Here is a 22,599-nt window from a genome sequence, read left to right on the forward strand (position 1 = left end):
ACAATTTTTCATTGAATTTTATTTTAATTACTGAATATAAACTAATTTTTTCAATAAAAAATCATCATTTTCAAATTTCATTTTTCATGGATTTGTTAAAATTTTATTTAAAATTTAAGATATTTAATTTTATCTTAGATAATTTTAATTTATTTATTTCTTAATTTTACTTTTATACTAAATTTTAACCTTTTTTGATTAATTTGAGTATTTTTAAAGGGTTTTTCACATATTGGGGTTTTAAAAACATTTATATATGATAAACTAAATAATTCTTATCCACTCATTATGAAATACTATATTTTAGTATAATCATATTTTACTATAAAATTTTCGTAATGAGAACCAAGAGGTGGAAAAATTTCGATTAAAAATAAGGCATTAGTGTTTTCTATTGTATGCATATTGTTCCTTATTATTGGAGCGGTTAGCGCAGTAGATTCATTAAATGTTGTTAATAAAGAAGATTCAAATTTTATAGGAGATAATGACAATTCATTATCTGTAGAAAATAAATTAGAAATTTCTAGCGAGTATTCTATCTCAGAAACTAATATAGTTGATTCTCATGATGATAATTTGGGAAACACCCCTGATGATGAGGTTCTAAATATTAGCGCCGATTCAGAAAATGTTACTGGTACTGATTCATATGACGAGATTAGTGCTAGTTCATTTGAGGATAATAATCAACAAATCTCTTCCAATGTTGAAGTAGAAAGTGACACTGTAATTGGTTCATCCAGTTCAAGCATTGATAGAGTTGCTACTGATGTTTCAAGTAACAATGTAGTTAGTGCTGCTGGTTCTACTGTATTAAGTGCTAAATCTGCTACTTTAATTTCTACAAAGTTAACTGTATCTGATACCCACTATGGAAAATCAGCTACATATTTCAAAGTAACTTTAAAAGATCAAAATGGTAATCCTTTATCAAATCAGAAAGTTTCTTTAAAAGTGAATAAAAAATATTATTCCGCATTTACAAATGCCAAGGGAAAAGCATTGATTAAAACGATTAGTTTAAATGTTGGAAAATACGCTGTTTCTTTAAATTATGAGGGAAATGGTAATTATTCTTCATCTTCACTTTCTAAGAAAGTCAAAGTATTATCATCTGCAATTGGAAGCGACTTAACTAAATATTATGGACATGCATCTAAATATAACGTTAAATTTTGGAAAGATAATTCAGTATTAAAAAATACTAAAGTTTCTTTCAAAGTTCATGGCGTAACTTATACTGCAACAACTAATCAAAAAGGTGTTGCGGGTCTAGAGATTAATTTGGCTCCTGGCAAATATGTGATTACTACTGTTAATCCATATTCTAAAGAAAAAGTTTCCCATAAGATTGTGGTTAAAAAGACTAAAACTAATCTCAATGCAAGGGATACTTACATTCATGTTAATAAGCAAGGTTCATTTAGTGTTGTTTTAAAATCAAAAGATGGTGCGTTACTTAAAAAAGAAAAAATATCTTTTACTTATAATAATAAAACAGTAACCTCAAAGACTAATGCGAATGGGAAAGCTGTTATAACTATTCCTGTTCTTGCTAAAGGTACTTATAATATTAATTTTAAGTATGCGGGTAGTGGTAATTATTATTCTAGTTCAGGTCATGCTAAAATAATTGTTGCAGACCTCACTACAAAATTATCTTCTTCAGTAGTAGTAATGCATTACAATGATGGATCAGAACTCAAAGTCAAATTAACAAATAAAGATGGAAAAATTTTAGCTAATAAAAATATCAAATTTAAAATTAATGGAAAAACTATTATTTCTAAAACTAATAGTCATGGTAATGCAAAACTTTCATTAAAAAACATCAATCCAAATAATTATATTGTTAAATACTCACATTCATCTAAAGGATCTAGTGATTATAGTCACGGGTCTACAAGAGTTATTATTCTAAAAGCTGTTGCTAAAGTAAGCGGTAAAGATTTAACTATGAAAGTAAATGACGGTTCTTTCTACAAAGTAAAAGTTAAAGACAAATCCGGCAAACTTCTTAAAGGAGTATTTGTTAAATCTACAATTAATGGAGAATCTTATATTTATAAGACTGATTCAAATGGTGTTGCAAAGTTGAAAATAGGACTGGCTGTTGGCTGTTATCCAATTAAAACTTTAGTTGCAGACCCGATTTATAATTCAGCTCCTATATCAAAACAGGTTATTGTTCAAGGAACTAAATTTGTCGCTGAAAATGGTTATGCGCCTACCGGTCATAAAGTAACATATTCAGTAAAATTAGTTAATGAAAAAAATAAAGCTGTTAAAAATAAGAAGGTTGTGTTTACTTTTAAAGGTAAAAATTCAACAGTTGTAACTAACTCAATGGGTATAGCTAAAATTGATTTGGGTGTATTATCTAAAGGAAATTATAAAATTAACTTCCAACATGAATCCTCTAATGGATCATCAAAAATATACGTATTAAATAAGGTAACAATTAATGACATTCTTAAAGCATCCAAAAAGGTTCAAAAGTATGTTTCTAAAAATTCAAAGTTACCTTCCACAGTTAAAGTCGGAGATGTTTCATTTAAAACAGCAGATTACTTATATTTAGCTTCTAAAGCTATCGTAAATCTAAAAAACGGAAATAAAAAGAGCATCTCTATTAAGATTTTAGATAATCCTACCAAACCTAAAGGAGCATCTAATTTAGGTTACTTAAAAGATTATCTTAGTGTAGCAGAAAGTATTGTTAAAACTGCAGAATCTAAAGGAAAACTTCCTAATTCTGTAAGTTCAAAAGTGGGAACTATTGGTTATAAAGGATTAGTTAACACTCTTTCAAGTGTTCTTACTTATTATAATAACCATAAGAAAATGCCTTCTTACATTTCAGTAAAATCTTTATCCGGTTCATCCTCTTCTCCAACTGGTGTATTAAACTTTAAAAATTCAATTAAAGATTTGGCACCGTACTTGGCAGCTTCTAAAAACTGTGATGTTAACGATGCTAAAATAAAAAAGTTAGTCTCTAAGTTGACAAAGAATTGTAAAACTGATAAAGAAAAAGCTACTGTAATTTATAATTATGTAAGAGATACTATTTCCTATAGTTTCTATTATGACACAAAATTCGGATCAGTTGGCACATTAAACGCTAAAACCGGAAATTGTGTGGACCATGCACATTTAGCTATTGCAATGTTTAGAAGTGCAGGGTTAGCTGCTAGATATGTCCACGGAACTTGTCACTTTTCAAGTGGCGGTACTTATGGTCATGTATGGGCTCAGGTATTAATTGGCAATACTTGGACTGTTGCTGATGCTACTAGTACTAGGAACTCGTTAGGTAAAGTAGTAAATTGGAATACCAATTCATATACTCTTAAGAGTTATTCCCCAAGTATTTTATTCTAATTAACTACTTTTAAATTTTTTTTATTTTTTTTTTTATTTCTCTTTTTTTTATAGCTATTAATTTATATTAGTTCTAATAAACATTTAATTAACAATCTAATTAGGACAATATTATGACTTCTAAAAAGTATAATAAAGTGGCTGTAGGGGGAACTTTTGATAAATTTCATGATGGGCATAAAAAATTATTGTCCACTGCTTTTGAAATAGGCAATGAAATTGAAATTGGAGTTACTTCCGATGCATTTGGAGGATTAAAAGGAGATATTGATTCCTGTAAAGTAAGAATGGGTAATTTAAAATCTTTTTTTTCTGATAAATCTAATTTTATTATTGTTCCTTTAGAAGATCCTTATGGGACTACTATATATGATAAAGATTTTGAAGCAATTGTCGTAACTGAGGAAACCGAACCAACTGCTGTTGAAATTAATAAGATTAGAAGTTCTAAAGGCATGAAACCTCTTGATATTGTTGTAGTTAGTTTTGTTTTGGCTTATGATGGAACTCCTATTTCTTCCACACGAATTAGAAGTGGAGAAATAAATCAAAGTGGGAATTTCATTAAATAGTCAAAAGGTATATTGCATGAAATTATTTTTCATGTGTAAGGTGGTTATATGGCAGTAAAAATTGATTCAAATTTGTGTGGACACATTGAAAATTGTCCAGTACAAGGTTTATGCATTAAACTTTGTGAGCAAGGCGCAATCATAGAAAAAGATGGGGATGTATCAATAGTTCCTGAAAATTGTGATGATTGTGATCTTTGTATACAAAGTTGTCCAAATCAAGCTATTTCTAAAGCATGAGGGGATAATATGTTTGCTATTGAGAGAGAGGGTGAAGAGTACCGTAGGTTATCTTACAAAGACGCAAATTGTGTCGGTTGCGGAATATGTGTTGAAGTATGTCCAACTGAGTCTTTAAGATTGGGGCCTACCGTACCAATTGCACGTGGATTAATAGAAATGGATTTGGTTTCTGTTAATGAAAGTTCTTGCGTATTCTGTGGTTTATGTTCTGTAGCTTGTCCATTTGATTCATTAGCATTGACAATTGATGGAGCCGATGTTAAAGATATAGAATCTTATCCTGTTTGGGAAGTTGAATCAAAAATCGATGAGGAAGAATGTATCTATTGCGGAAGATGTAATGAAGTTTGTCCGAGAGATTCTATAATATTCGAAAGAAAGCTCCCTAACCCAGTTGATTTGGTAAGGGGAGAAATAGAAATTGATAAAGATCAATGTATTTATTGTTCTTTTTGTGCAGATATGTGTCCTGCAGGTGCTATTGACATCAAAAATGTTCCAACATCAAGCAATGACTTGTTGAACAATTCTATTGAGGTAGACTTGTCTAAATGTATTTTCTGTGGAGTCTGTAAAAGAGTATGTCCTGAAGATGCAATCAAACAAATTTGTTCAACTTGTATGTTGGTCGATGAGATTCCAGTTCCTGAAATTACAGGGGATGCATTCATTTCTGAAGGATCCTGCGTAAACTGTTCTTGGTGTTCTGAAATCTGTCCGGTTGATGCAATTACAATTACCAAACCATTTGAAGGTACATTGGAATTGGTTGAAGCTGACGAAAAGGTATGTAAAGGCGATTCATGTCATGCATGTCAAGATGTATGTCCATGTAATGCTGTAGAAATAGTGGACGGCAAATCCGTTACTAATCTGGACTTCTGTAACTTATGTGGAGCTTGTGTAATCGCATGTCCACAAGATATAAGGGTCTTATCCAGAACAGCAATGAAATTGAACAATATTAATTCTGAATCTTGGAATGAAATTTTAAATGGTTTAATTGGAAAATAGAGAGTTCAACTCTCCATTTTCATATTTTATTTATTAAATAATCTCTTTCTATTTTTAACAAACTTTGAATATTAGTTTGTGCTTTACCAGTTATATTTGATACATAACTTCCAATAAGAAGTACTATGACTATTAATCCGCCAATAATTAAGATTAATTCTGCACTTCCTTGTCCTTTATTGTCAAGCTTTTTTCTATACATGGGTTCTATTGTCAAGTATTGTGTTTCTGACATCGATGATGTCATCTTTTGCTTTTAAGCTAACATCGCTTGTGTTCATATATGATCTGTATATTGTTAGTGCAAGTAGTGCAATAACAATAACTCCTCCGAACAGAAGAATATATTCTGCGGCTCCCTGACCTGAATTTTCATTGAATAATTTTTTCATTTTTCTCATTTTTTTCACCAAATAAACTTAGTTTTTTTTAATATATTAATATTACTATTTTTAAAAAAAGTATTACTTACACTGATTTTTCTTTGATTTTCCCCATTTTTCTTTATTTTTTCCTTTTTTTTACCAATAACTTTATAAATGGTGTTCAATAAATAAATTAATAGTTAAATAATAGAGTGATAATATTTGATAAGGGTGAAATCGTGGGAAATACAATAAAATTAGTTTCAGGTTTTATTTTATTTGTAATAGGTGTTCTCCTTGCATACGAAACAGTTGTCTATAACTTAATAGACATTTTATTAATAGTTGGTTTAATCATTTCAATTGTAGGAATTATAATGATTGTCAGCTACTTTGTTGATTTGAATGCAGATAGAACAACTAATATGCTTAAAGAATTTTTAGAGTCTAAAGATGCTGATTCTCCTTCATTTAGGGGACTTGAAAGAAAATCAAAAGATAAAAATCGTCCATTAAAACTTCGCAAAGAATTTAATGATGATAATAATAATGACATTGAATATGAAGAATTTGTAGTTGATGATTATCCAGATTCTTCAACTTCCGAATTTTTTGGAACTTCATTTGAAGATAATCCAAAAGCTGTTTTGAATGTTGTTCCTCAACAAGAACAAGAGGTTGACCTTGATAGAGAGCTTACTTTTACTCCTCATTATGATAAGCCATTAAAGGTTAATAGGACTCCTAGGAGACGTAGTGAAGAGTACTATATAGAAGAAGTTCCAGAATTCATTGTTGAACCAACAAATAATTCTAATGTGATTCAAACAGCTTTAGCAGAAGAACCTATAGTGCCAGAGCCGGTTTTACATACTCCAACTAGAATTGAGCCTGAAGTGCCTGCTAGAGATATAAAAATTGACATTAACAATCCTGAAAGTTTACCAGTTCCAAAATCACTTAATAGTTATGTGATTTCTGATTCTGGAGTATTAACTTCTAAAGAAGCTTTCGATAGCTTAGCTGTTAATGTTCATAAAGAAATAATGTTGGAAATTCCATCATTAACAGATTTGTCTGATAGAGTTTTATCTCATGTTCCGACAATCTATTCTAGGGTCATTATTAATGAATTCGATGTTTCAGATGTATCTTACATGTTTTTAATATCTTCTTTATTAAAACAAGGAGTTCATATTAAAACTGTTCCTAAAGTACACGCCATAAATTTAATTACAGATGATTCACATGCAATGATTATCTCCGAAGGCAAAAATGACATTGAATATGGTGCTATCTATGATGATAGAAGTTCCATTTCAAATATTAGGGCAGATTTCGAGAAAACTTGGAATATAGCTTCTAATTTAGATGAAAGTATTTTAGTTGCCAATGCATCTGGCGGTGTTGCATAATGGAAATAAGGTGGTTAGGACACTCCGCATTTGAAATAATAAGCGATGAGGGGGTTAAAATCCTAATTGACCCATTTATCAGTAATAATCCTGCTTGCGAAGTTCCTGTAGAAGAATTAAATCCGGATATTATTTTGCTAACTCATGGACATTCAGACCATTTTGGGGACGCATTAGAAATTTCTAATAGCACTAATGCCCCCATTGCATGTATTCATGAGATTTCACTCTTTTTAGCAAAACAAGGGATAAGAAACATTAGTGCGAATATCGGCGGTTCTTTTATATATCGCAATATTAAATTTACAATGCTTGAAGCTAAACATTCTTCCGACATTGACATTGTTGAAGAAACTGTTCCAGGAGGTACAGCTGCAAGCTTTTTAATAACTTTCGAAGATGGAACTAAAATATTCCATGCGGGGGACACAGGTTTATTTGGTGATATGAAAGATATTATTGGTTCAATATATAAACCTGATGTTGTTCTAGTGCCTATTGGTGATAAATTTACTATGGGTCCTTTTGAAGCTGCTTTAGCTACAATGTGGATGAATCCAAAAGTTGTTATTCCAATGCATTATAATACATTTCCGCCAATAGAACAAGATCCGGCAATTTTTGCTAATTTTGTAAGTCAGTTCAACCCAAATATTGATGTTGTGGTAATGAATCCTGATGAATATTTTGAATTTAATCCTGAAAATTATCAGGATTAATTTTTTTCATATTTTTTTCTTTGATGATATTCCTCATCGATATCGCATTTTCCAGATGGAAGTACCCTTATAATATCATCTAAAGTCAACAAATCATCTTCATTAATTTTATTAATAATTTTTTTAGCTATCGCTTCTTTTTTTGTATATCCTGGTTTAATCACGACATAATTATCACAATGAGCTTCTAATGCTTCAATTGGACCAGCCATTATTCGTTTTCCTTCATAATCAACAATTCCAACAGCTAATTTTACTCTTGCGCCTCGAATGTAATTTCTATGGCCTCTAATAACAAATGATCCTTTAGCTAGAAACTCTCCGGATTCAGGTGTTTTTGTAACTTGGTCCGGATGAACCCAAAAGACGTCTTGGGATGTGAAACCTAAGGACCAAGCAGATGAGAATGAAGCTGCAAACTCTCCAGATTCTTTAAGGAGATTGTCATTTAATTCACTTCCATTTAACTTGATGGCAGTTGATGATGCACCATGTATGTCTGCATGCAGGTAAATGTCATTTGGCTCAAGATATTTCTTGACAACATTTTCGTTACTGTTGGCATCACGGCCTCCGATCACTAAAGTTCCATCAGAGCTTACAAACCATCTTAATTTTTCATACCATTTGAGATTCTTCTTAACTCTCTTTTTAGGAACTGATACGCGTTCCATTGCAACATCTTTTTTAGCTTTAATATCTTCAAGTTGTTTTTTTGTATTTTCGATAGCTATTAAAGCACCTTTTGTTTTTCTTTTAGCTTTTTTAGCTTTTTCATAATAATTTTCAGCGTTTTCAGGTATGGTAATCTTTGGATCAATTATAAAAGAAGTATCATCAATGTTTAAAGTTAATACACCTAATTTGTCAATTGATTCATAAATCTGAGCTTCAGCCATTCCATCTTCCTTGGCTTTTTTTAGGACTTTTCCAATTTCTTTAAAAGAGTAATCCTTACTTCTAGCTTGATTAACAACAGTTATGATATTTTCAATGGAAGGGTAATTAGAATAGATAATCTCTCCTTTATGTTGGCTATCTTCAATTGTCTTGTTAAAATTATCAAGTGTTTCTTCTTGTAAACGCAATCTTTTTTCAAACTTATTTACTTTTTTATTCCAGGCGGATTCCTGGGCATTTTTTATATCAGTATTTACTTTTTTAGAGTAAAATTCATCACAGGCCTCATTGAATGTTTCGTAATATATCTTTTCATAATCTTCATATTCTACTAAATCCAGGGCAACGACATCCTCTTTATCATCATTTTTCACGATTTGCGGTTTGATTGCACCCTCTTTCAAATTATCAAATAAGTCTTTAAAACCATTGTATAATCCGGATAGCTGTTCTTCGCTTATTTCATTGTTTGGAGTATTCTTATCAACTTCAACTATTTCATTTGCCCTTTTGACAATCTCTTCAGCATATAAACTTCCAAGCCCATTTCTTGCAAGGGTTCTTACAACATCGCTCTCGCCGTCTTGGAATAATGATTTGAAGTCTTCTTCATCAGCAGTAATCGGATTAATTCCTCTTTCTTCAGGGAAAATGTATTCTTTTTTAGAACTGATGTCTCTTGCGCTCCAATGTTTTCTTTTAAGAGGTAATATAATGTTGTTTTCATCATCTAAAAGGATAATGTTTCCTTTATCAAATAATTCAACGATGATAGTATAATATTTGTCTTTTTTCACTCTTATTTCAACTACGCGATCAAAATTATGCTGTTTGATACTTTCAACATGCGCCCCTTTTATTCTTTTTCTCAAAAGCATTGGGAATGTAGGGGGTGTAGTTGGATTTTCAAGAGGATATTGGCTAGTATGTATTCTAGAACCACATTGCATTACTAAATCGATTCTTCCAGTTCCGGGAACATGGAATCTCATAACAACAATATCTTTAGTGGGTTGAAATGATTTATCGACTCTGGCACCACTCAATAAATTATTTAATTCATTACATATTCTAAAAATGTCAACATTAGACATTGATTTCATTGCTTTACACCTTTCTTTTCATCAATACCTTAATATATTATAACTCACTAAAATTATATTAATATATTTAATTTAACGGAGGATATAAATGGACACTACTATTAAAGTTACAAGTATTCATATCATTTTTGGCCTAATTGCAGCTTTATTATCCACAGGATGCAGTGTAGGTTGGTTCGGATTCAAAAATGATGTGTTAGCGTTTTTCGTTGCAGTAATTATCCTATATTTCGTTGGTCAATTCTCCCAAAAAATCGCTGGAGACGAAATTTCTGGATTTAGCCAATGGTTATGGGATGGAATTTCACCATTCTTCTTTACTTGGGTTATTGCATATACATTATTTGTAATGTATTTATAATCCCCCAAAGAAAATCCACGCAAATGCGATAAATAATGCTGTAATTAGCAAGACTGGAGCTATAATTTTACTTACTGCCACAACGGAACTGATTGTTGAAATCAATTCTGTTGAATTGTTCGGACCAAAAGTATTAAGATTTTCTATTTTTTCAGTTCCAGTTCCAACTTCTACTTTTTCTAAATCTTTAAGCGCTTCTTTAATACTTATTCTGACATATTCAATTATTTCCGGTCTTTTTACAATTCCTATTGGATTATAACCTCTTGAAATTGTATTCACGGTATGTGTATCGGTTGTCATCACTTCAATTTCATCTATTTCCAAATCACTTACTGCGTCCATGATTTCTTTTCTGAATCCAGCTTCCATATTGTTTGAATCAAATAAAACATAGGCAGTTCTTTGATTGCCAACTTCAATAATCATTGTTTTGATACCGCTTTCACCGATTCCATCATGTTTATCAAATGTGTCCATGTTATTCGCATAGCATCCAATTTTGATTTCAAATTTTTCCTGTTCAGGGTTAATGGCATCAATAACGTCAATCAAATGGAAAACTTCTGAATTTCCTGGAAGAACTTCCCCACTTTCTGCAGTAAATGAATTGTGACAATCAACAATCACTGAATCTTTTACATGGCAATGGCTTCTACTTTGAGCCATCATGGTAAGCCCAACACCAAATTCAATGTCATCAACGGCTTCCGGAGCGAATGTGGATAAAATAACCATGCCCTTGTTGAAGAATTGAACTCCAATATTTGCTTTTTTTGCATTATATCTTACAAATCTGCTGGCTTCACTTGAATATTCAACATTTTTCAAACCCTTTTTAACGGAATTTTCGATTTTATCAATTTCAGATACTGCTATAGGGTTAAAATCATGTGTAGAAGGGCCATGAGCAACCATTGTGAAATGATCAAATTTATTTGCAAGAATTGTTGGCATGTTGGAACCACCTAAATCACCTAAAGGTCCAGGATGCACAGATGGTGAAATAAATAAAGCCTTTATTCCCTCTTCAGTTTTAAAACTAACAAATGTTACAATAGTGTCAATGGCTTCACTCATATTTTCAAATAATCCTTCAAGGGAATTTGATCCCTCATTCATATGCGCAATGAACAGGCTCAATAAATCTAAAACTCCGATTCCCAGATTTTTTTTAAATGGTGAAGCAATAACCTTAATAAATGCATAAATGGCCGCGACGATAATTATTGCGGCAACCAATGCTTTAAGCAAAATCTGTATTATGGCCGGTCCCATAAAACTTGTGTCAACAAACAAGAATGAGATTAATATGTACATTGTTATTATAAGAGCCGGCTGGATAAGTCCTGTAATGGCTGCAACTGAAAATCTTACTTTGGATGTTGCCCAGAAAACCAATGTGTTAAATCCATATATTAAAACACATGCGAACAACATTGAATTTATGAAGATGTCTATATTGATTATTCTTGAAATAATGCATCCAAGAATAACAACAATTCCCAAAGCAGTCATTGAAAGAGCGGATAAGAACATGGAATGCTTGATTTTTAAATTGATTCCATGAAGTGAACTAATTACCTGCTGATTTAGTGCTCCACTCATTATTGAGGATATGCCAAGAACAGAAAAACCGAAAAATCCTCCCCAAATGATATCTTCTATAATTCCAGCCCCAAGGGTCAAATCAATCAGATAATAAATGCTTCCAATAAGAAAACTTATTATAACCATTCCAATTATAGAATATTTTGTTTCAGGCAGGGTTTTAATATATTTTGATAGTCCTGCAACGCTGCTCATACTTGACATTGTTTTCCTCAGTATTATTTTTAACCATTAATTTTATTAAAGCAAAAAATTTTATATATTTATAGTTAGATTTTTTTTTAATAAATAGATTATTATTATAGGTGGATAAATGGAGAAAAAATTACAAGTTCCAATTAAGGATGAAAGTCTATCTGAGTTGAAAGCAGGGGATGTAGTTTATTTAACAGGCAATATTTTAACTGCTAGAGATCAAGCACACAAACGACTTATTGAAAAGGGAGCTCCATTAGATATTGAGGGAGCGGTACTTTTCCATGCAGGACCAATAATAACGGAAAAAGATGGGAATTATCAGATGGTAGCTATTGGACCTACTACTTCTATGAGAATGAATCCCTATCAGAGTGATGTTTTAGATATGGGTCCAAAAATAGTCATAGGTAAAGGCGGAATGGACGATACAGTTCGTGAAGCTTTAATCAGAAATAAAGCACTCTATGTTGTGGCTACAGGTGGTTGTGCCGCATTATATGTTGATGCTATTGAAGAAATTGAAAGTGTAGACTGGTTAGATTTAGGGATGCCCGAAGCAATGTGGAATTTAAAAGTTAAAGATTTTGGCCCTCTTATAGTTGCAATGGATAGTGATGGAAATAGTTTATATGATTGAATTTTCATATAAAAATACTTATATATTAATTAGTTTATAGTATAGTTTGATTATTACTTACATATACAAAAATTAAGGACGTGTGTTTAATGGCTAATATTGATGAACTCGCAGAAAAAAAATTGAAATCAAGAATGACTAAGATTAGAAAATGCAATAGGGAACCTGAAGAAAAAGAAAAGTTCTCTCAAAAAATAGGCACTACTTTTAGAATAGAATTCCATAACAAAAATCCTGAAAAGTTGCTTGATGAAATAAGTATCATCACTAATCCTGATGGTAAAGTATTATTTGCGGAATATTCTTATATAATTCCGGAAACTGAGGAATATACTTCTATGGATCTTGATGAAAAACAATTAAAAGCAATTGTCGAATTCCTTGATGATTATAAATTAAAATTAGATGACTCTGATTAGATGATAATCAATAATTCCCTGGATGAAGTTAAAAAAAGAGAAAAAGCTCTTTCAATTATTAAGAACATAGTTGAAAATAAGGGCCGTGAATTTTTACATGATTTAACTGGACTATCAGGAGGATTTATAGCAAGTCCTTCAGAATTAAGTCTTTTAGAAACATATGTTGGCCCAGCCATCTTTGAAGATGCTCTTCAAGAAGTTGGAATAGCCCATATGGGCGGTGAAAAAGTTCTTCCACTTAATAGGACTTCTTCAGGAATTTTGGCCGCTATTTTAACATTAGTCAAAGAAGATTCTAATGTTGTACATTACCTTGCCGAGTTGCCTGCTCACCCATCAATTCCTCGCAGTTGTAAGTTAGTTGGCGCTAATTACTTTGAAACTGATGTTTTTGATGAATTCACTATTCCTGATAATACTTCTTTAGTTGTTATAACAGGTTCTACAATGGATCATAAGGTAATTGATGAAGGGGAATTTAAAAAAGTAATTGAAATGGCCCATGAAAGGGGAATTCCGGTCATGGTTGATGATGCTTCTGGAGCAAGATTAAGAACTGTTGTTTTTAACCAGGCTAAAGCATGTGATTTGGGGGCGGACATTGCAATTACAAGTACTGATAAATTAATGCCAGGTCCAAGAGGAGGACTTATGGCAGGACGTAAGGATTTAATAGATGAAATTAAAATCAAAGTTAATCAGTTTGGTCTTGAAGCACAACCTCCGGCAGTACTTGCAATGTTAAATGGTATTGAGAATTTTAACGAGGATAATTTAATCAATAGTTTTGATAGAAAAGATCAGTTATTTGATTTACTAAGCTCAAAATTTAATAATTTTAAAAAAACACCAACAGGGGTCATGATTACTCCTGAAGATTTAGCAAAAGAGATAAATATTCCTCATAACCTATCGGATAATGATTTGGCATTCATATTTTCATTTATTATATTAAAAGATTATGGAATTATTACAATTCCTGCTGTGGGAATGCCTGGGGCATCTGCCACCATAAGATTTGATTTATCTACCAGTGATGCATTCAATTTAGATTTGAAAGATTTAACAAAAAAAATAGAATCTTCATTTGAAAAATTACTTGATGTAATTACAAATGAAGAAAAATGTAGGGAGATTGTATTTTAGTTTTTAATTATACATTCTCCAGAAATTACTTTTTCTAAGGTTCCATCAATTTTCTCAACAATTAACGCACCTTCTTTTCCAATACCTACTACATAGGCATCATAATATTTATTGAATGGGGCTCTAACTTCAACGATTTTACCAATGGTATAAGAACGTTTTCTCCATTCTTTTAGGATGTCTTCAATTCCTTCTTCAAGGAACACTTTGCCGATATTTTCAAACTCTTCTAAAAAGATTCTAATTAAATTGTTTTCATTTTCTTTTGTACCGAGTTCATTGGCGATTGTTGTTGCTCCATCTTGTAATTCTTCTGGGAACTCATTTATATCTATATTAACATCAATACCTACTCCAATAATGATATTTTCAATAGTATTAAATTGAGTCACTGCTTCAGTTAATATTCCGCAGACTTTTTTATCATTAATCATGATGTCATTAGGCCATTTAATCTCAGCATTTTCAACACCTATTCTTTCAAGTGCTTTAGCAACGGCTACTCCAGTAGCTAATGTGATTAACGGAAGTTTTGAGTAATCCACATGAGGGTGCAATATGATGGACAACCATATTCCTCCAAGGGGGGAGGCCCATGCTTTGCCGGATCTTCCTTTTGCATCAGTTTGCTTTTCAGAAATGACAACGCTGCCGTTTTCAACATTATTCATCGCTAAAAATTTAGCTACTGTATTTGTTGAGCTGACTTCATTGTAAACATATAGGTTTTTACCGATATATGTTGTTTCTAAGTCTTTAGAGATTTCAGATGCTTTAATATATTCTGTTTCTCCTTGTCCAATTTCCTGAACTATATTAGCAAATTCATGAATATCAACATCTTTAAGTTCATTTAAGGTTTCACTGGAAAGTTTCCCTTCTTTTTTTAATAATTTGGTTATTTCATCTCTCATTTAAAAATCTCCAAAGTGAAGTTATTTTTGCATTTGTTGGTGTTTAACCCTATTTTGGTAAGATCCAACAGCCGCAGAAATTGCAGCAATTTTTTTACCAGGCATAAATGTGGACTTTAATCTATTAACATATTCTAAATCTTCTGCAATTACTTTATCCATTTCTTCTTCAATACCTTTTTTATAGGTATCAATGAAATGAGTATTCAAATCACCTGAAATAAAGTTAGGATTTCTCAGGACTGCCTTATGGAAAGGAATTGTAGTTTTGACACCTAAGATAATGTATTCGCTTAATGCTCTTTTCATTTTGTTAATAGCATCGTTTCTGTCTCTTCCATAAGTAATTAATTTAGAAATCATTGAATCGTAAAATGTTGGAATAGTATAATTCATGTATACTCCACTATCTAAACGCACACCAGGTCCACCAGGGGATCTGTAACCAGTAATTTTACCAGGATTCGGTGCAAAGTCCTTAAGCGGATCTTCTGCATTAATACGGCATTCAATTGCATGCCCATTTACTGTAATATCCTTTTGTTCATAGCTTAACTCGTCACCATTTGCAATTTTAATTTGTTCTTTAATTAAATCGGTATTGGTGATTAATTCTGTAATTGGGTGTTCAACTTGAATACGAGTATTCATTTCAAGGAAATAGTATTTCCCATTGTCGTATAGGAATTCAACAGTTCCAGCACTCTTATATCCTATATATTCTGCAGCTCTAACTGCACTTCCGCCCATTTCTGCCCTTAATTCTTCAGTCATAATTGGAGAAGGGGCTTCTTCTAAGAGTTTTTGGTGTCTTCTTTGAATTGAACATTCTCTGTCTGCTACATGAATAACGTTTCCATGTTCATCAGCCAATAATTGGAATTCGATGTGACGTGGTTTTTCAAGGTATTTTTCAATAAATACGGTTGAATCTCCAAAGTTTGTTGAAGCAACAGATTGTGTTGATTCAATTGCACGTACAAGTTCATCTTCTTCGTAAACTGCACGCATACCAATTCCACCACCACCAGCTGAAGCTTTTACTATTACAGGATATCCAATTTGGCGAGCTATTTCTTTAGCTTCATCAATATCAGTTACACCTTCAGGTGTTCCTTCAATAACTGGGACTCCTGCTTTTTTCATGAGAGCTTTTGAAGTAATTTTGTCTCCCATTTTATTAATTACATCTCCAGATGGTCCGATAAGTTTAATTCCATTTTTTTCACATTCTTCTCCGAATTTAGCGTTTTCAGCTAAAAATCCATATCCTGGGTGAATAGCGTCAGCACCGGAATCGAGTGCAATGCCGATGATTTTTTCGATATTTAAATAGGATTTTGCTGGTGAAGGATTTCCTAAAGGATAACTTTCATCAGCATAATTTGTATAAAGAGAAGTTTTATCTGCATCAGAGTAGATTGCTACACTTTTAATGTCGAGTTCACGACAAGCACGCATAACTCTTATTGCGATTTCTCCCCTATTTGCAATTAATACTTTTTCAAACATGTGAAACCTCAAGTGATTTTTTATTCAATATATAATTATATACTAAATAATTTAAATATTTTATTAGATGAAAAAGATTACTCGCAAAAAGCATTTGGAAATGAAACTTCAATCAGTACCCGCCCATCCAAAACCAAAGGTGGGACTTGAACAGTATACGACACCTTCAGTCATAGCTTCGGATTTGATTTGGAATGCGTATTCCCTTGGGGATGTGGAAGGTAGGGATATTGTTGATTTGGGTTGCGGAACTGGAATATTCGCTATTGGTTCATCATTAATGGGGGCAAATTCATCAGTTGGTGTAGATATTGATGAAGATTCTATTAAGTTAGCTCAAGAGCTTAAAGATAAATTAAAACTCACCAATTTAAACTTCATCGTCAGCAATATCGATGATTTTAATGAAAGCTCAAATGTAGATACTGTTTTTCAAAATCCCCCTTTCGGATCTCAAAAAAATGCGGATTCAGGTCAGGATTTAAGATTTATTCAAAAAGCCATTGAATTGGAAACTGAAGTGTTATATTCATTTCACATGCAATCTACTGAAGACTTTTTGATAAAATATTATGAGGACAATGATTTTGAAATCACTCATATTTTCAGGTATAAATTTCCAATTCCAAAAATTTATGATTTTCATACCAAAGAAAAGCAAAATGTTAATGTAATTGTAATAAGAGCAATTTTAAAATAATTTAATTTTTTCAAATTCTTATTTTTTTATCCAAAAAACAATACATTTATATAGTGGGGAGTATAGAATTTATATTGATATATTCTCTGAGTATAAAAAAGTTGGTAGCATATAAGAGCTACAGATATTATAATTGATATAATATCTTGTAAATGTGTAAGTCTATTTAGTGATAGCTATGTAAATGTAGGGTAATCTTTATATAGTTTACATGCCAAATGTATTACTAATGTATAAAGATGAGCTATCTATATTTATTCCAAACTCATTTCTTTCTGAGTCTAAAGATCTTAAAATCCGTACGTATAAAGTAGGGATTATAGCAAGAGCTTTAGCTATTTTTCAAGCAGACAATGTGGTTATTTATAATGATAATCATGATAGGAATGTAGATGGAGACGAGGATGGAGCTTTTATTGCTGAAGTTTTGAATTATATGAATACACCTCAATATTTGAGGAAACAAGCTATTCCTATTAAAGCTGAACTCAAGCATGTAGGTATCCTTCCACCACTTAGGACTCCTCATCATCCTGTTAATAGTCAGCCAGACGTGGGTGATTATAGACAAGGTTTCACTGTTAAAAGAAATAAGAAAGGAACTTTTGTTGATATAGGTATGGATAAACTTGCATTCTGTAAAGAGCAACTTACAGTTAAAAAAATTTTTGACTTTAAGATTACTAAAATAGCTAAGAAAGAAGTAATAGTCACACCTGATAAACCAGATGACGTTTACTGGGGGTATAATGTAATATCCTCTAATAAGAGTCTTAAAAATAGCTTAAAATTAATTAAACCTGATCTTGTGATTGAAACTACAAGATATGGAGATTATATTGATTCTATTTTTAATGAATTAAAGCATAAAGTAGATGAATGTAAAAGTATTGCTATTTTATTTGGTGGCCCTTATTCTTCAATTGCAGAAGATGTTTCAAATCCTAATTGGGATTTATATAAAGTGAATACCCTTCCAGGACAAGGAACTGAAACTGTTAGGACTGAAGAGGCAGTTGTCGCTACACTTTCTTTATTTAACTTTATGAGATTTTAATTCTCTTTAAAATATTAGTTTTACACTACTAATAGATAACTTGCTCAACTTTTTATACATGAATATTTTTAGGACTCACCTAAAAATAATCTTAGCACAGAATGATTTATACATTAAATATATTCTTAATTGTGCTTCAATTAGCTTAAACTCAATAGGATATATTGAAATTTGATGTTTATCTAGTTACAGACTTGTTTGTAGCTATTTATCATTTCGATGAAACTATTTCATCAAACTCGCTTGATAGTTATTTATTTGGCTATCAAAGTAAATAAATTAAAATAATTTAGAAATAAAGGAAAAATATAAAATAGGAGGTTAAATTAAATGGTTAGACATCATCAGCCAAGAAAAGGGTCTGTTGCTTTTAGTCCAAGAAAAAGAGCAGCAAAAGAAACCCCAAGAATAAAATCTTGGCCACAAATCGATGAACCAAAATTACTCGGCCTCGCAGGTTATAAAGTCGGTATGACTCATGCATTAGTAACTGACACTGATAAAAACTCTCCAACCCAAGGGATGGATGTTTTCACTCCAGTAACTGTATTAGAAGTACCTCCGGTCGTAGTAATGGGAATTAGAGCTTATGAAAAAACTTCTCGTGGATTGAAAGTAATCACCGAAGTACTTGCAGACAATTTAGATCAAGAACTTTCAAGGAAAATTTCCCTTCCTAAAGAATACAATAAATCTGAAGCTATTGCAAAAATACAAGGTGCATTAGAAAACACAGAAGAAATTAGAGTCTTAGTACACACAAATCCAAAAGTAACTAGCGTACCTAAGAAAAAACCAGATATATTTGAATGTGGAATCGGTGGAGCAAATCCAGAAGAAAAATTAAATACCGCATTAGAATTATTAGGTAATGAAGTAAAAGCTAGTGAAATCTTCAATGAAGGAGAATTTGTTGATGCAATTGCAACTACAAAAGGAAAAGGATTCCAAGGTGTAGTAAAAAGATGGGGTATTAGAATTCAGTACGGTAAAGCTGTAAGAGCAGGTAAAGGTAGACACGTCGGTTCTATTGGGCCTTGGACTCCAAGAAGAACCATGTGGACTGTAGCTCAAGCAGGTCAAATGGGTTACCACAAAAGAACTGAATTCAATAAAAGAATTTTAAAAATCGCATCAGCTGATGAAGTTGACCAAATCAACCCAGATGGTGGATTTGTAAAATACGGACTTGTCAAAAATGATTATGTTTTAGTAAAAGGATCCCTTCCAGGACCTTCTAAAAGATTAGTAATCTTAAGACAACCTATTAGACCTAATAAAAAAGCTGAGGATATACCTCAAATTAACTATATAAGTACAAAATCTAAACAAGGGGTATAATCATGAAAGTTAATGTTTATTCTATTAATGGGGAAGTCAAAGGAGATATTGAACTTCCAGCTATTTTTGATGAAGTATACAGACCAGATTTAATCAAAAGAGCTGTACTTTCTGCACAATCTGCTAGAGTACAACCATGGGGTAATGACCCAATGGCAGGTAAAAGAACTTCCGCTAAAGGATGGGGTTCAGGTAGAGGTACTGCAAGAGTTCCTAGGATTAAAAATGGTTCAAGAGCAGCTTTCGTACCAATGGCTATTGGTGGTAGACAAGCTCACCCTACTAGAGCTGAAAAAAATCATCATGAAAAAATCAACATAAAAGAAAGAAGATTCGCTATCAGATCTGCTGTTGCAGCAACCGTTAATAAAGAACTTGTTGAAAACAGAGGTCACAAAGTAGAAGATTTAGAACAAGTACCTATTATTGTTGAAGATGATATTGAAGAAGTAAAAACTACCAAACAAACTCGTGAAATTTTCCAAAATTTAGGAGTTTACGACGATGTCATTCGTGCAAAAGAAGGTAAAAGAATCAGAGCTGGTAGAGGAAAAACCAGAGGAAGAAAATACAAAAAAGTAAAAGGACCTCTCGTTGTAGTCGGTGAAGATAAAGGAATTTCCTTAGGTGCAAGAAACCACGCTGGTGTAGATGTTGTGGTTGTTGAAAACTTAAACGCTGAATTATTAGCACCAGGTACTCACCCAGGAAGACTCACTATTTACACTAAATCAGCTGTTGAAAAGTTAGGAGGTTTATTCCAATAATATTGGATAAATAAGGTGATATTATGGATTCATATTCAGTTATTATTAAACCTCATGTTACTGAAAAAACCATGAATTTAATCGATTTGAATAATGTGATTTCATTCGTTGTAAATCGTAAAGCTAACAAAAAGCAAATCAAATATGCTTTTGAAGAGTTATACGATGAAAAAGTAGCAAGAGTTAACACTCATATTACTACTAAAGGTGAAAAAGTAGCATACATAAAACTTGTTGAAGAAGAAATGGCAGAAGAACTCGCCGTAAGATTAGGAGTATTCTAAGGAGGAATGAAATATGGGTAAACGATTAATCCACCAAAGAAGAGGAAGAGGAACTCCTGCTCACCGTGTTGCTTCTCATCGTTTTAAAGATAAAATTAGATACAGATCTTACGATGCATTAGAAAAAGAAGGAAGTATTAAAGGAAAAGTCATTGACATCGTTCACGATCCAGCAAGAACTGCTCCAATTGCAGAAGTTAAATTCGAAAATGGTGAAAAGAAATATATCTTAGCACCTGAAAGCATTCAAGTTGATGATGAAATCGAATGCGGTATTTCTGCACCTATTAAATTTGGAAATACATTACCACTTGCTGAAATTCCTGAAGGTACTCCTGTTTATGACATCGAAAACACTCCTGGAGATGGAGGTCGTTTTGTAAGATCTTCCGGAACTTATGCTAATGTTGTTACTCATGATGCTAACCAAACTGTTGTTGAATTACCATCTGGGGAATTAAAATACTTAAATCCTAACTGCCGTGCTAGTATTGGTGTAGTAGCTGGTGGAGGTAGAAAAGATAAACCATTCCTTAAAGCTGGTAAAAAATGGCATGCTTATAAAGCTAAAGGTAAGAAATTCATGACTGTAAGAGGAGTAGCAATGAATGCTGTTGACCACCCTCACGGTGGAGGTAACAGACAACATCCTGGTCGTCCAACTACTGTTTCAAGACATGCACCACCAGGAAGAAAAGTTGGTTCAATTGCAGCTAAGAGAACAGGATTAAAAAGATAGATAGAGGGTGTTTCATTGGCAAGAAAAGTATTTAAATATAAAGGTTATACTCTTGAAGAGCTTCAAGACATGTCATTAGAGGAAGTAATGGAATTATTCCCTGCAAGACAAAGAAGATCTTTAAAAAGAGGATTCTTACCAAGACAACAAATTGTTTTGGATAAAATGAGAAAATTGAATAAAGAAGGAACTAAAGATGGCCGTCCTGTTGTAGTCAGGACCCATTGTAGAGACATGATTGTTATACCTGAAATGGTCGGAACCACTTTCGGTATTTATGATGGTCAAAATTTTGTTGAAGTTACTATTGCACCTGAAATGATAGGTCACTACTTTGGTGAATATGCACCAACTAGGAAAAGAGTTCAACACGGAGACCCAGGTATGGGTGCTACAAGATCATCCATGTTTGTACCACTTAAATAAGGAGATTAGAACATGGCTAACAAATATGCTTATAATAAAGAAGTTGATGAAGCAAAAACTGCACGCGCTATGGCAAAATCTCTTAAGATTTCTCCAAAGCACAGTGTTGAGATTTGCAGTGCAATAAGAGGAATGGAAGTAGGAAAAGCTAAAGCTTACTTAGAAGATGTTATTGAAATGAAAAAATCTGTTCCTTTCAAAAGACACAACAAAAAAGTTGGTCACAGAAAAGGACAAGAAGGCTGGCCTTCTGGTAGATACCCTGTAAAAGCAGCTGAGCAAGTATTAAAAGTTTTAGAAAATGCTGAAGCTAACGCTGAATACAAAGGTATGGATACCGAAAAATTATTCATTGAACATATTTCATCCCACAGAGGTGTAGTAATTCCAGGTTATATCCCAAGAGCATTTGGTAGAATGACCCCATTCAACACACCTACTACTCATATTCAAATAGTCTTACAGGAGGCTAACTAATGATAGAAAAAGATTTTGTCACAGAAGGTCTTAGAAGAACCAGAATTGACGAATACTTAGAAAAAGAACTTGAAAGAGCAGGATACGGAGGTATGGATGTTCAAATCACACCTTTAGGTACTATGGTCATTGTTTATGCAGAAAGACCTGGTATGGTTATTGGTAGAGGTGGAAAAAACGTAAGAACTATTACCAACACTCTTAAAACTGAATTTGGTTTAGACAATCCTCAAATTGAAGTTAAAGAAGTTGAAGTTCCAGAACTTAACCCTAAAATCATGGCATACAA

Annotated in this window: 25 protein-coding genes; 19 read left to right on the plus strand and 6 right to left on the minus strand. The window is 32.4% G+C overall.

From position 1 onward, the window contains the following. Positions 1 to 384: 384 nt before the first annotated feature. The 4 genes from IKS50_RS00970 to fwdF all read left to right on the plus strand — a co-directional run bounded on the left by IKS50_RS00970 (position 385) and on the right by fwdF (position 5,216). The gene (locus tag IKS50_RS00970; protein ID WP_292844039.1) at positions 385 to 3,387 is read left to right on the plus strand and encodes an Ig-like domain-containing protein; all 3,003 of its coding nucleotides are present in this window, start codon (positions 385 to 387) and stop codon (positions 3,385 to 3,387) included. Positions 3,388 to 3,500: 113 nt separating this feature from the next. Next, positions 3,501 to 3,959 carry a phosphopantetheine adenylyltransferase gene (locus IKS50_RS00975; RefSeq protein ID WP_292844041.1) on the plus strand — a complete coding sequence of 153 codons (459 nt, stop codon included), beginning with the start codon at positions 3,501 to 3,503 and terminating at the stop codon, positions 3,957 to 3,959. 48 nt (positions 3,960 to 4,007) lie between these two features. Beyond that, positions 4,008 to 4,199, plus strand: coding sequence for a 4Fe-4S binding protein (locus IKS50_RS00980; protein WP_292844043.1), 192 nt, complete (start codon positions 4,008 to 4,010; stop codon positions 4,197 to 4,199). A gap of 9 nt (positions 4,200 to 4,208) precedes the next feature. Then, positions 4,209 to 5,216: a tungsten-dependent formylmethanofuran dehydrogenase subunit FwdF gene (gene fwdF / locus IKS50_RS00985; protein WP_292844045.1), complete on the plus strand. Its 1,008-nt coding sequence runs from the start codon at positions 4,209 to 4,211 to the stop codon at positions 5,214 to 5,216. 19 nt (positions 5,217 to 5,235) lie between these two features. On the opposite strand, the gene IKS50_RS00990 is transcribed toward fwdF, so the two are convergent. Further along, positions 5,236 to 5,418 carry a class III signal peptide-containing protein gene (locus IKS50_RS00990; RefSeq protein ID WP_292844047.1) on the minus strand — a complete coding sequence of 61 codons (183 nt, stop codon included), beginning with the start codon at positions 5,416 to 5,418 and terminating at the stop codon, positions 5,236 to 5,238. Continuing rightward, complete coding sequence (locus IKS50_RS00995) at positions 5,411 to 5,617, minus strand: class III signal peptide-containing protein (protein WP_292844049.1); 207 nt, start codon at positions 5,615 to 5,617, stop codon at positions 5,411 to 5,413. The genes IKS50_RS00990 and IKS50_RS00995 overlap by 8 nt, the downstream gene beginning before the upstream one ends. Before the next feature lie 203 nt (positions 5,618 to 5,820). Here IKS50_RS00995 and IKS50_RS01000 point away from each other — a divergent pair, with 203 nt between their 5' ends. Both IKS50_RS01000 and IKS50_RS01005 read left to right on the plus strand, forming a co-directional pair. Beyond that, positions 5,821 to 6,996 (plus strand): hypothetical protein, encoded by a 1,176-nt coding sequence (locus tag IKS50_RS01000; RefSeq protein ID WP_292844051.1) that lies wholly within the window; start codon positions 5,821 to 5,823, stop codon positions 6,994 to 6,996. Beyond that, complete coding sequence (locus tag IKS50_RS01005; protein ID WP_292844053.1) at positions 6,996 to 7,715, plus strand: metal-dependent hydrolase; 720 nt, start codon at positions 6,996 to 6,998, stop codon at positions 7,713 to 7,715. Before IKS50_RS01000 ends, IKS50_RS01005 begins: the two co-directional genes overlap by 1 nt. Here the strand turns inward: IKS50_RS01005 and rqcH are convergent. After that, positions 7,712 to 9,718: a ribosome rescue protein RqcH gene (rqcH, locus tag IKS50_RS01010; protein WP_292844055.1), complete on the minus strand. Its 2,007-nt coding sequence runs from the start codon at positions 9,716 to 9,718 to the stop codon at positions 7,712 to 7,714. The two genes, IKS50_RS01005 and rqcH, sit on opposite strands and share 4 nt — an antisense overlap. Before the next feature lie 88 nt (positions 9,719 to 9,806). On the opposite strand from rqcH, the gene IKS50_RS01015 reads away from it, so the two are divergent. Then, on the plus strand, positions 9,807 to 10,079 hold the full coding sequence (locus tag IKS50_RS01015) for a hypothetical protein (RefSeq protein WP_292844057.1): 273 nt from the start codon (positions 9,807 to 9,809) through the stop codon (positions 10,077 to 10,079). Here IKS50_RS01015 and IKS50_RS01020 read toward each other — a convergent pair. Next, positions 10,074 to 11,894, minus strand: a complete 1,821-nt coding sequence (locus tag IKS50_RS01020) for a DUF2070 family protein (protein WP_292844059.1) — start codon at positions 11,892 to 11,894, stop codon at positions 10,074 to 10,076. The genes IKS50_RS01015 and IKS50_RS01020 overlap by 6 nt on opposite strands. A 109-nt stretch (positions 11,895 to 12,003) precedes the next feature. Between IKS50_RS01020 and IKS50_RS01025 the strand changes: the two genes are divergently transcribed. The 3 genes from IKS50_RS01025 to IKS50_RS01035 all read left to right on the plus strand — a co-directional run bounded on the left by IKS50_RS01025 (position 12,004) and on the right by IKS50_RS01035 (position 14,093). After that, the gene (locus IKS50_RS01025; protein ID WP_292844061.1) at positions 12,004 to 12,525 is read left to right on the plus strand and encodes a FumA C-terminus/TtdB family hydratase beta subunit; all 522 of its coding nucleotides are present in this window, start codon (positions 12,004 to 12,006) and stop codon (positions 12,523 to 12,525) included. Positions 12,526 to 12,614: 89 nt separating this feature from the next. Next, positions 12,615 to 12,944, plus strand: a complete 330-nt coding sequence (locus tag IKS50_RS01030; RefSeq protein ID WP_292844063.1) for a hypothetical protein — start codon at positions 12,615 to 12,617, stop codon at positions 12,942 to 12,944. Then, complete coding sequence (locus IKS50_RS01035; protein ID WP_292844066.1) at positions 12,945 to 14,093, plus strand: TIGR03576 family pyridoxal phosphate-dependent enzyme; 1,149 nt, start codon at positions 12,945 to 12,947, stop codon at positions 14,091 to 14,093. It abuts the gene before it with no gap. On the opposite strand, the gene IKS50_RS01040 is transcribed toward IKS50_RS01035, so the two are convergent. Together IKS50_RS01040 and IKS50_RS01045 are read right to left on the minus strand one after the other, a co-directional pair. Continuing rightward, complete coding sequence (locus IKS50_RS01040) at positions 14,090 to 15,007, minus strand: biotin--[acetyl-CoA-carboxylase] ligase (RefSeq protein ID WP_292844068.1); 918 nt, start codon at positions 15,005 to 15,007, stop codon at positions 14,090 to 14,092. The genes IKS50_RS01035 and IKS50_RS01040 overlap by 4 nt on opposite strands. Before the next feature lie 21 nt (positions 15,008 to 15,028). After that, positions 15,029 to 16,519: an acetyl-CoA carboxylase biotin carboxylase subunit gene (locus tag IKS50_RS01045; RefSeq protein WP_292844070.1), complete on the minus strand. Its 1,491-nt coding sequence runs from the start codon at positions 16,517 to 16,519 to the stop codon at positions 15,029 to 15,031. 67 nt (positions 16,520 to 16,586) lie between these two features. Between IKS50_RS01045 and IKS50_RS01050 the strand changes: the two genes are divergently transcribed. From IKS50_RS01050 to IKS50_RS01090, 9 genes are all read left to right on the plus strand, one after another. Continuing rightward, the gene (locus IKS50_RS01050; protein ID WP_292844072.1) at positions 16,587 to 17,219 is read left to right on the plus strand and encodes an METTL5 family protein; all 633 of its coding nucleotides are present in this window, start codon (positions 16,587 to 16,589) and stop codon (positions 17,217 to 17,219) included. Positions 17,220 to 17,448: 229 nt separating this feature from the next. Next, positions 17,449 to 18,276, plus strand: coding sequence for a putative RNA uridine N3 methyltransferase (locus tag IKS50_RS01055; RefSeq protein WP_292844074.1), 828 nt, complete (start codon positions 17,449 to 17,451; stop codon positions 18,274 to 18,276). Between the two features lie 330 nt (positions 18,277 to 18,606). Next, positions 18,607 to 19,617 carry a 50S ribosomal protein L3 gene (gene rpl3p, locus IKS50_RS01060; RefSeq protein ID WP_292844076.1) on the plus strand — a complete coding sequence of 337 codons (1,011 nt, stop codon included), beginning with the start codon at positions 18,607 to 18,609 and terminating at the stop codon, positions 19,615 to 19,617. A 2-nt stretch (positions 19,618 to 19,619) separates the two neighbouring features. Then, entirely contained in the window at positions 19,620 to 20,384 is a 765-nt protein-coding gene (gene rpl4p, locus IKS50_RS01065; protein WP_292844078.1) for a 50S ribosomal protein L4, read from the plus strand. A gap of 23 nt (positions 20,385 to 20,407) precedes the next feature. Beyond that, positions 20,408 to 20,668, plus strand: coding sequence for a 50S ribosomal protein L23 (locus IKS50_RS01070; protein WP_292844080.1), 261 nt, complete (start codon positions 20,408 to 20,410; stop codon positions 20,666 to 20,668). 13 nt (positions 20,669 to 20,681) lie between these two features. Further along, entirely contained in the window at positions 20,682 to 21,407 is a 726-nt protein-coding gene (locus tag IKS50_RS01075; RefSeq protein WP_292791085.1) for a 50S ribosomal protein L2, read from the plus strand. 15 nt (positions 21,408 to 21,422) lie between these two features. Beyond that, positions 21,423 to 21,833 (plus strand): 30S ribosomal protein S19, encoded by a 411-nt coding sequence (rpsS, locus tag IKS50_RS01080; RefSeq protein ID WP_287412739.1) that lies wholly within the window; start codon positions 21,423 to 21,425, stop codon positions 21,831 to 21,833. Between the two features lie 12 nt (positions 21,834 to 21,845). Beyond that, a complete protein-coding gene (locus IKS50_RS01085) occupies positions 21,846 to 22,310 on the plus strand; it encodes a 50S ribosomal protein L22 (RefSeq protein ID WP_292844085.1) in 465 nt (154 codons plus the stop codon). Beyond that, positions 22,310 to 22,599: 30S ribosomal protein S3 (locus IKS50_RS01090; RefSeq protein WP_292844087.1), on the plus strand; the 290-nt coding region annotated here is incomplete at its 3' end. The genes IKS50_RS01085 and IKS50_RS01090, both read left to right, overlap by 1 nt.

Source organism: Methanobrevibacter sp., from assembly GCF_017539065.1.
In the GTDB taxonomy this organism is placed as follows: Archaea; Methanobacteriota; Methanobacteria; order Methanobacteriales; family Methanobacteriaceae; genus Methanocatella.

Excerpts from the sequence above, each read along its gene's own strand:
- fwdF (WP_292844045.1), top strand. The coding sequence starts at position 4,209 with ATGTTTGCTATTGAGAGAGAGGGTGAAGAGTACCGTAGGTTATCTTAC.
- IKS50_RS00980 (WP_292844043.1), top strand. The coding sequence starts at position 4,008 with ATGGCAGTAAAAATTGATTCAAATTTGTGTGGACACATTGAAAATTGT.
- IKS50_RS01005 (WP_292844053.1), top strand. The coding sequence starts at position 6,996 with ATGGAAATAAGGTGGTTAGGACACTCCGCATTTGAAATAATAAGCGAT.
- IKS50_RS01035 (WP_292844066.1), top strand. The coding sequence starts at position 12,945 with ATGATAATCAATAATTCCCTGGATGAAGTTAAAAAAAGAGAAAAAGCT.
- IKS50_RS01050 (WP_292844072.1), top strand. The coding sequence starts at position 16,587 with ATGAAAAAGATTACTCGCAAAAAGCATTTGGAAATGAAACTTCAATCA.
- rpl3p (WP_292844076.1), top strand. The coding sequence starts at position 18,607 with ATGGTTAGACATCATCAGCCAAGAAAAGGGTCTGTTGCTTTTAGTCCA.
- IKS50_RS01015 (WP_292844057.1), top strand. The coding sequence starts at position 9,807 with ATGGACACTACTATTAAAGTTACAAGTATTCATATCATTTTTGGCCTA.
- IKS50_RS01075 (WP_292791085.1), top strand. The coding sequence starts at position 20,682 with ATGGGTAAACGATTAATCCACCAAAGAAGAGGAAGAGGAACTCCTGCT.
- IKS50_RS01030 (WP_292844063.1), top strand. The coding sequence starts at position 12,615 with ATGGCTAATATTGATGAACTCGCAGAAAAAAAATTGAAATCAAGAATG.
- IKS50_RS01025 (WP_292844061.1), top strand. The coding sequence starts at position 12,004 with ATGGAGAAAAAATTACAAGTTCCAATTAAGGATGAAAGTCTATCTGAG.
- rpl4p (WP_292844078.1), top strand. The coding sequence starts at position 19,620 with ATGAAAGTTAATGTTTATTCTATTAATGGGGAAGTCAAAGGAGATATT.
- IKS50_RS00995 (WP_292844049.1), bottom strand. The coding sequence starts at position 5,617 with ATGAGAAAAATGAAAAAATTATTCAATGAAAATTCAGGTCAGGGAGCC.
- IKS50_RS01085 (WP_292844085.1), top strand. The coding sequence starts at position 21,846 with ATGGCTAACAAATATGCTTATAATAAAGAAGTTGATGAAGCAAAAACT.
- IKS50_RS01070 (WP_292844080.1), top strand. The coding sequence starts at position 20,408 with ATGGATTCATATTCAGTTATTATTAAACCTCATGTTACTGAAAAAACC.
- IKS50_RS00990 (WP_292844047.1), bottom strand. The coding sequence starts at position 5,418 with ATGTATAGAAAAAAGCTTGACAATAAAGGACAAGGAAGTGCAGAATTA.
- IKS50_RS01040 (WP_292844068.1), bottom strand. The coding sequence starts at position 15,007 with ATGAGAGATGAAATAACCAAATTATTAAAAAAAGAAGGGAAACTTTCC.
- IKS50_RS01055 (WP_292844074.1), top strand. The coding sequence starts at position 17,449 with ATGTATAAAGATGAGCTATCTATATTTATTCCAAACTCATTTCTTTCT.
- IKS50_RS01045 (WP_292844070.1), bottom strand. The coding sequence starts at position 16,519 with ATGTTTGAAAAAGTATTAATTGCAAATAGGGGAGAAATCGCAATAAGA.
- IKS50_RS01020 (WP_292844059.1), bottom strand. The coding sequence starts at position 11,894 with ATGTCAAGTATGAGCAGCGTTGCAGGACTATCAAAATATATTAAAACC.
- rqcH (WP_292844055.1), bottom strand. The coding sequence starts at position 9,718 with ATGAAATCAATGTCTAATGTTGACATTTTTAGAATATGTAATGAATTA.
- IKS50_RS00975 (WP_292844041.1), top strand. The coding sequence starts at position 3,501 with ATGACTTCTAAAAAGTATAATAAAGTGGCTGTAGGGGGAACTTTTGAT.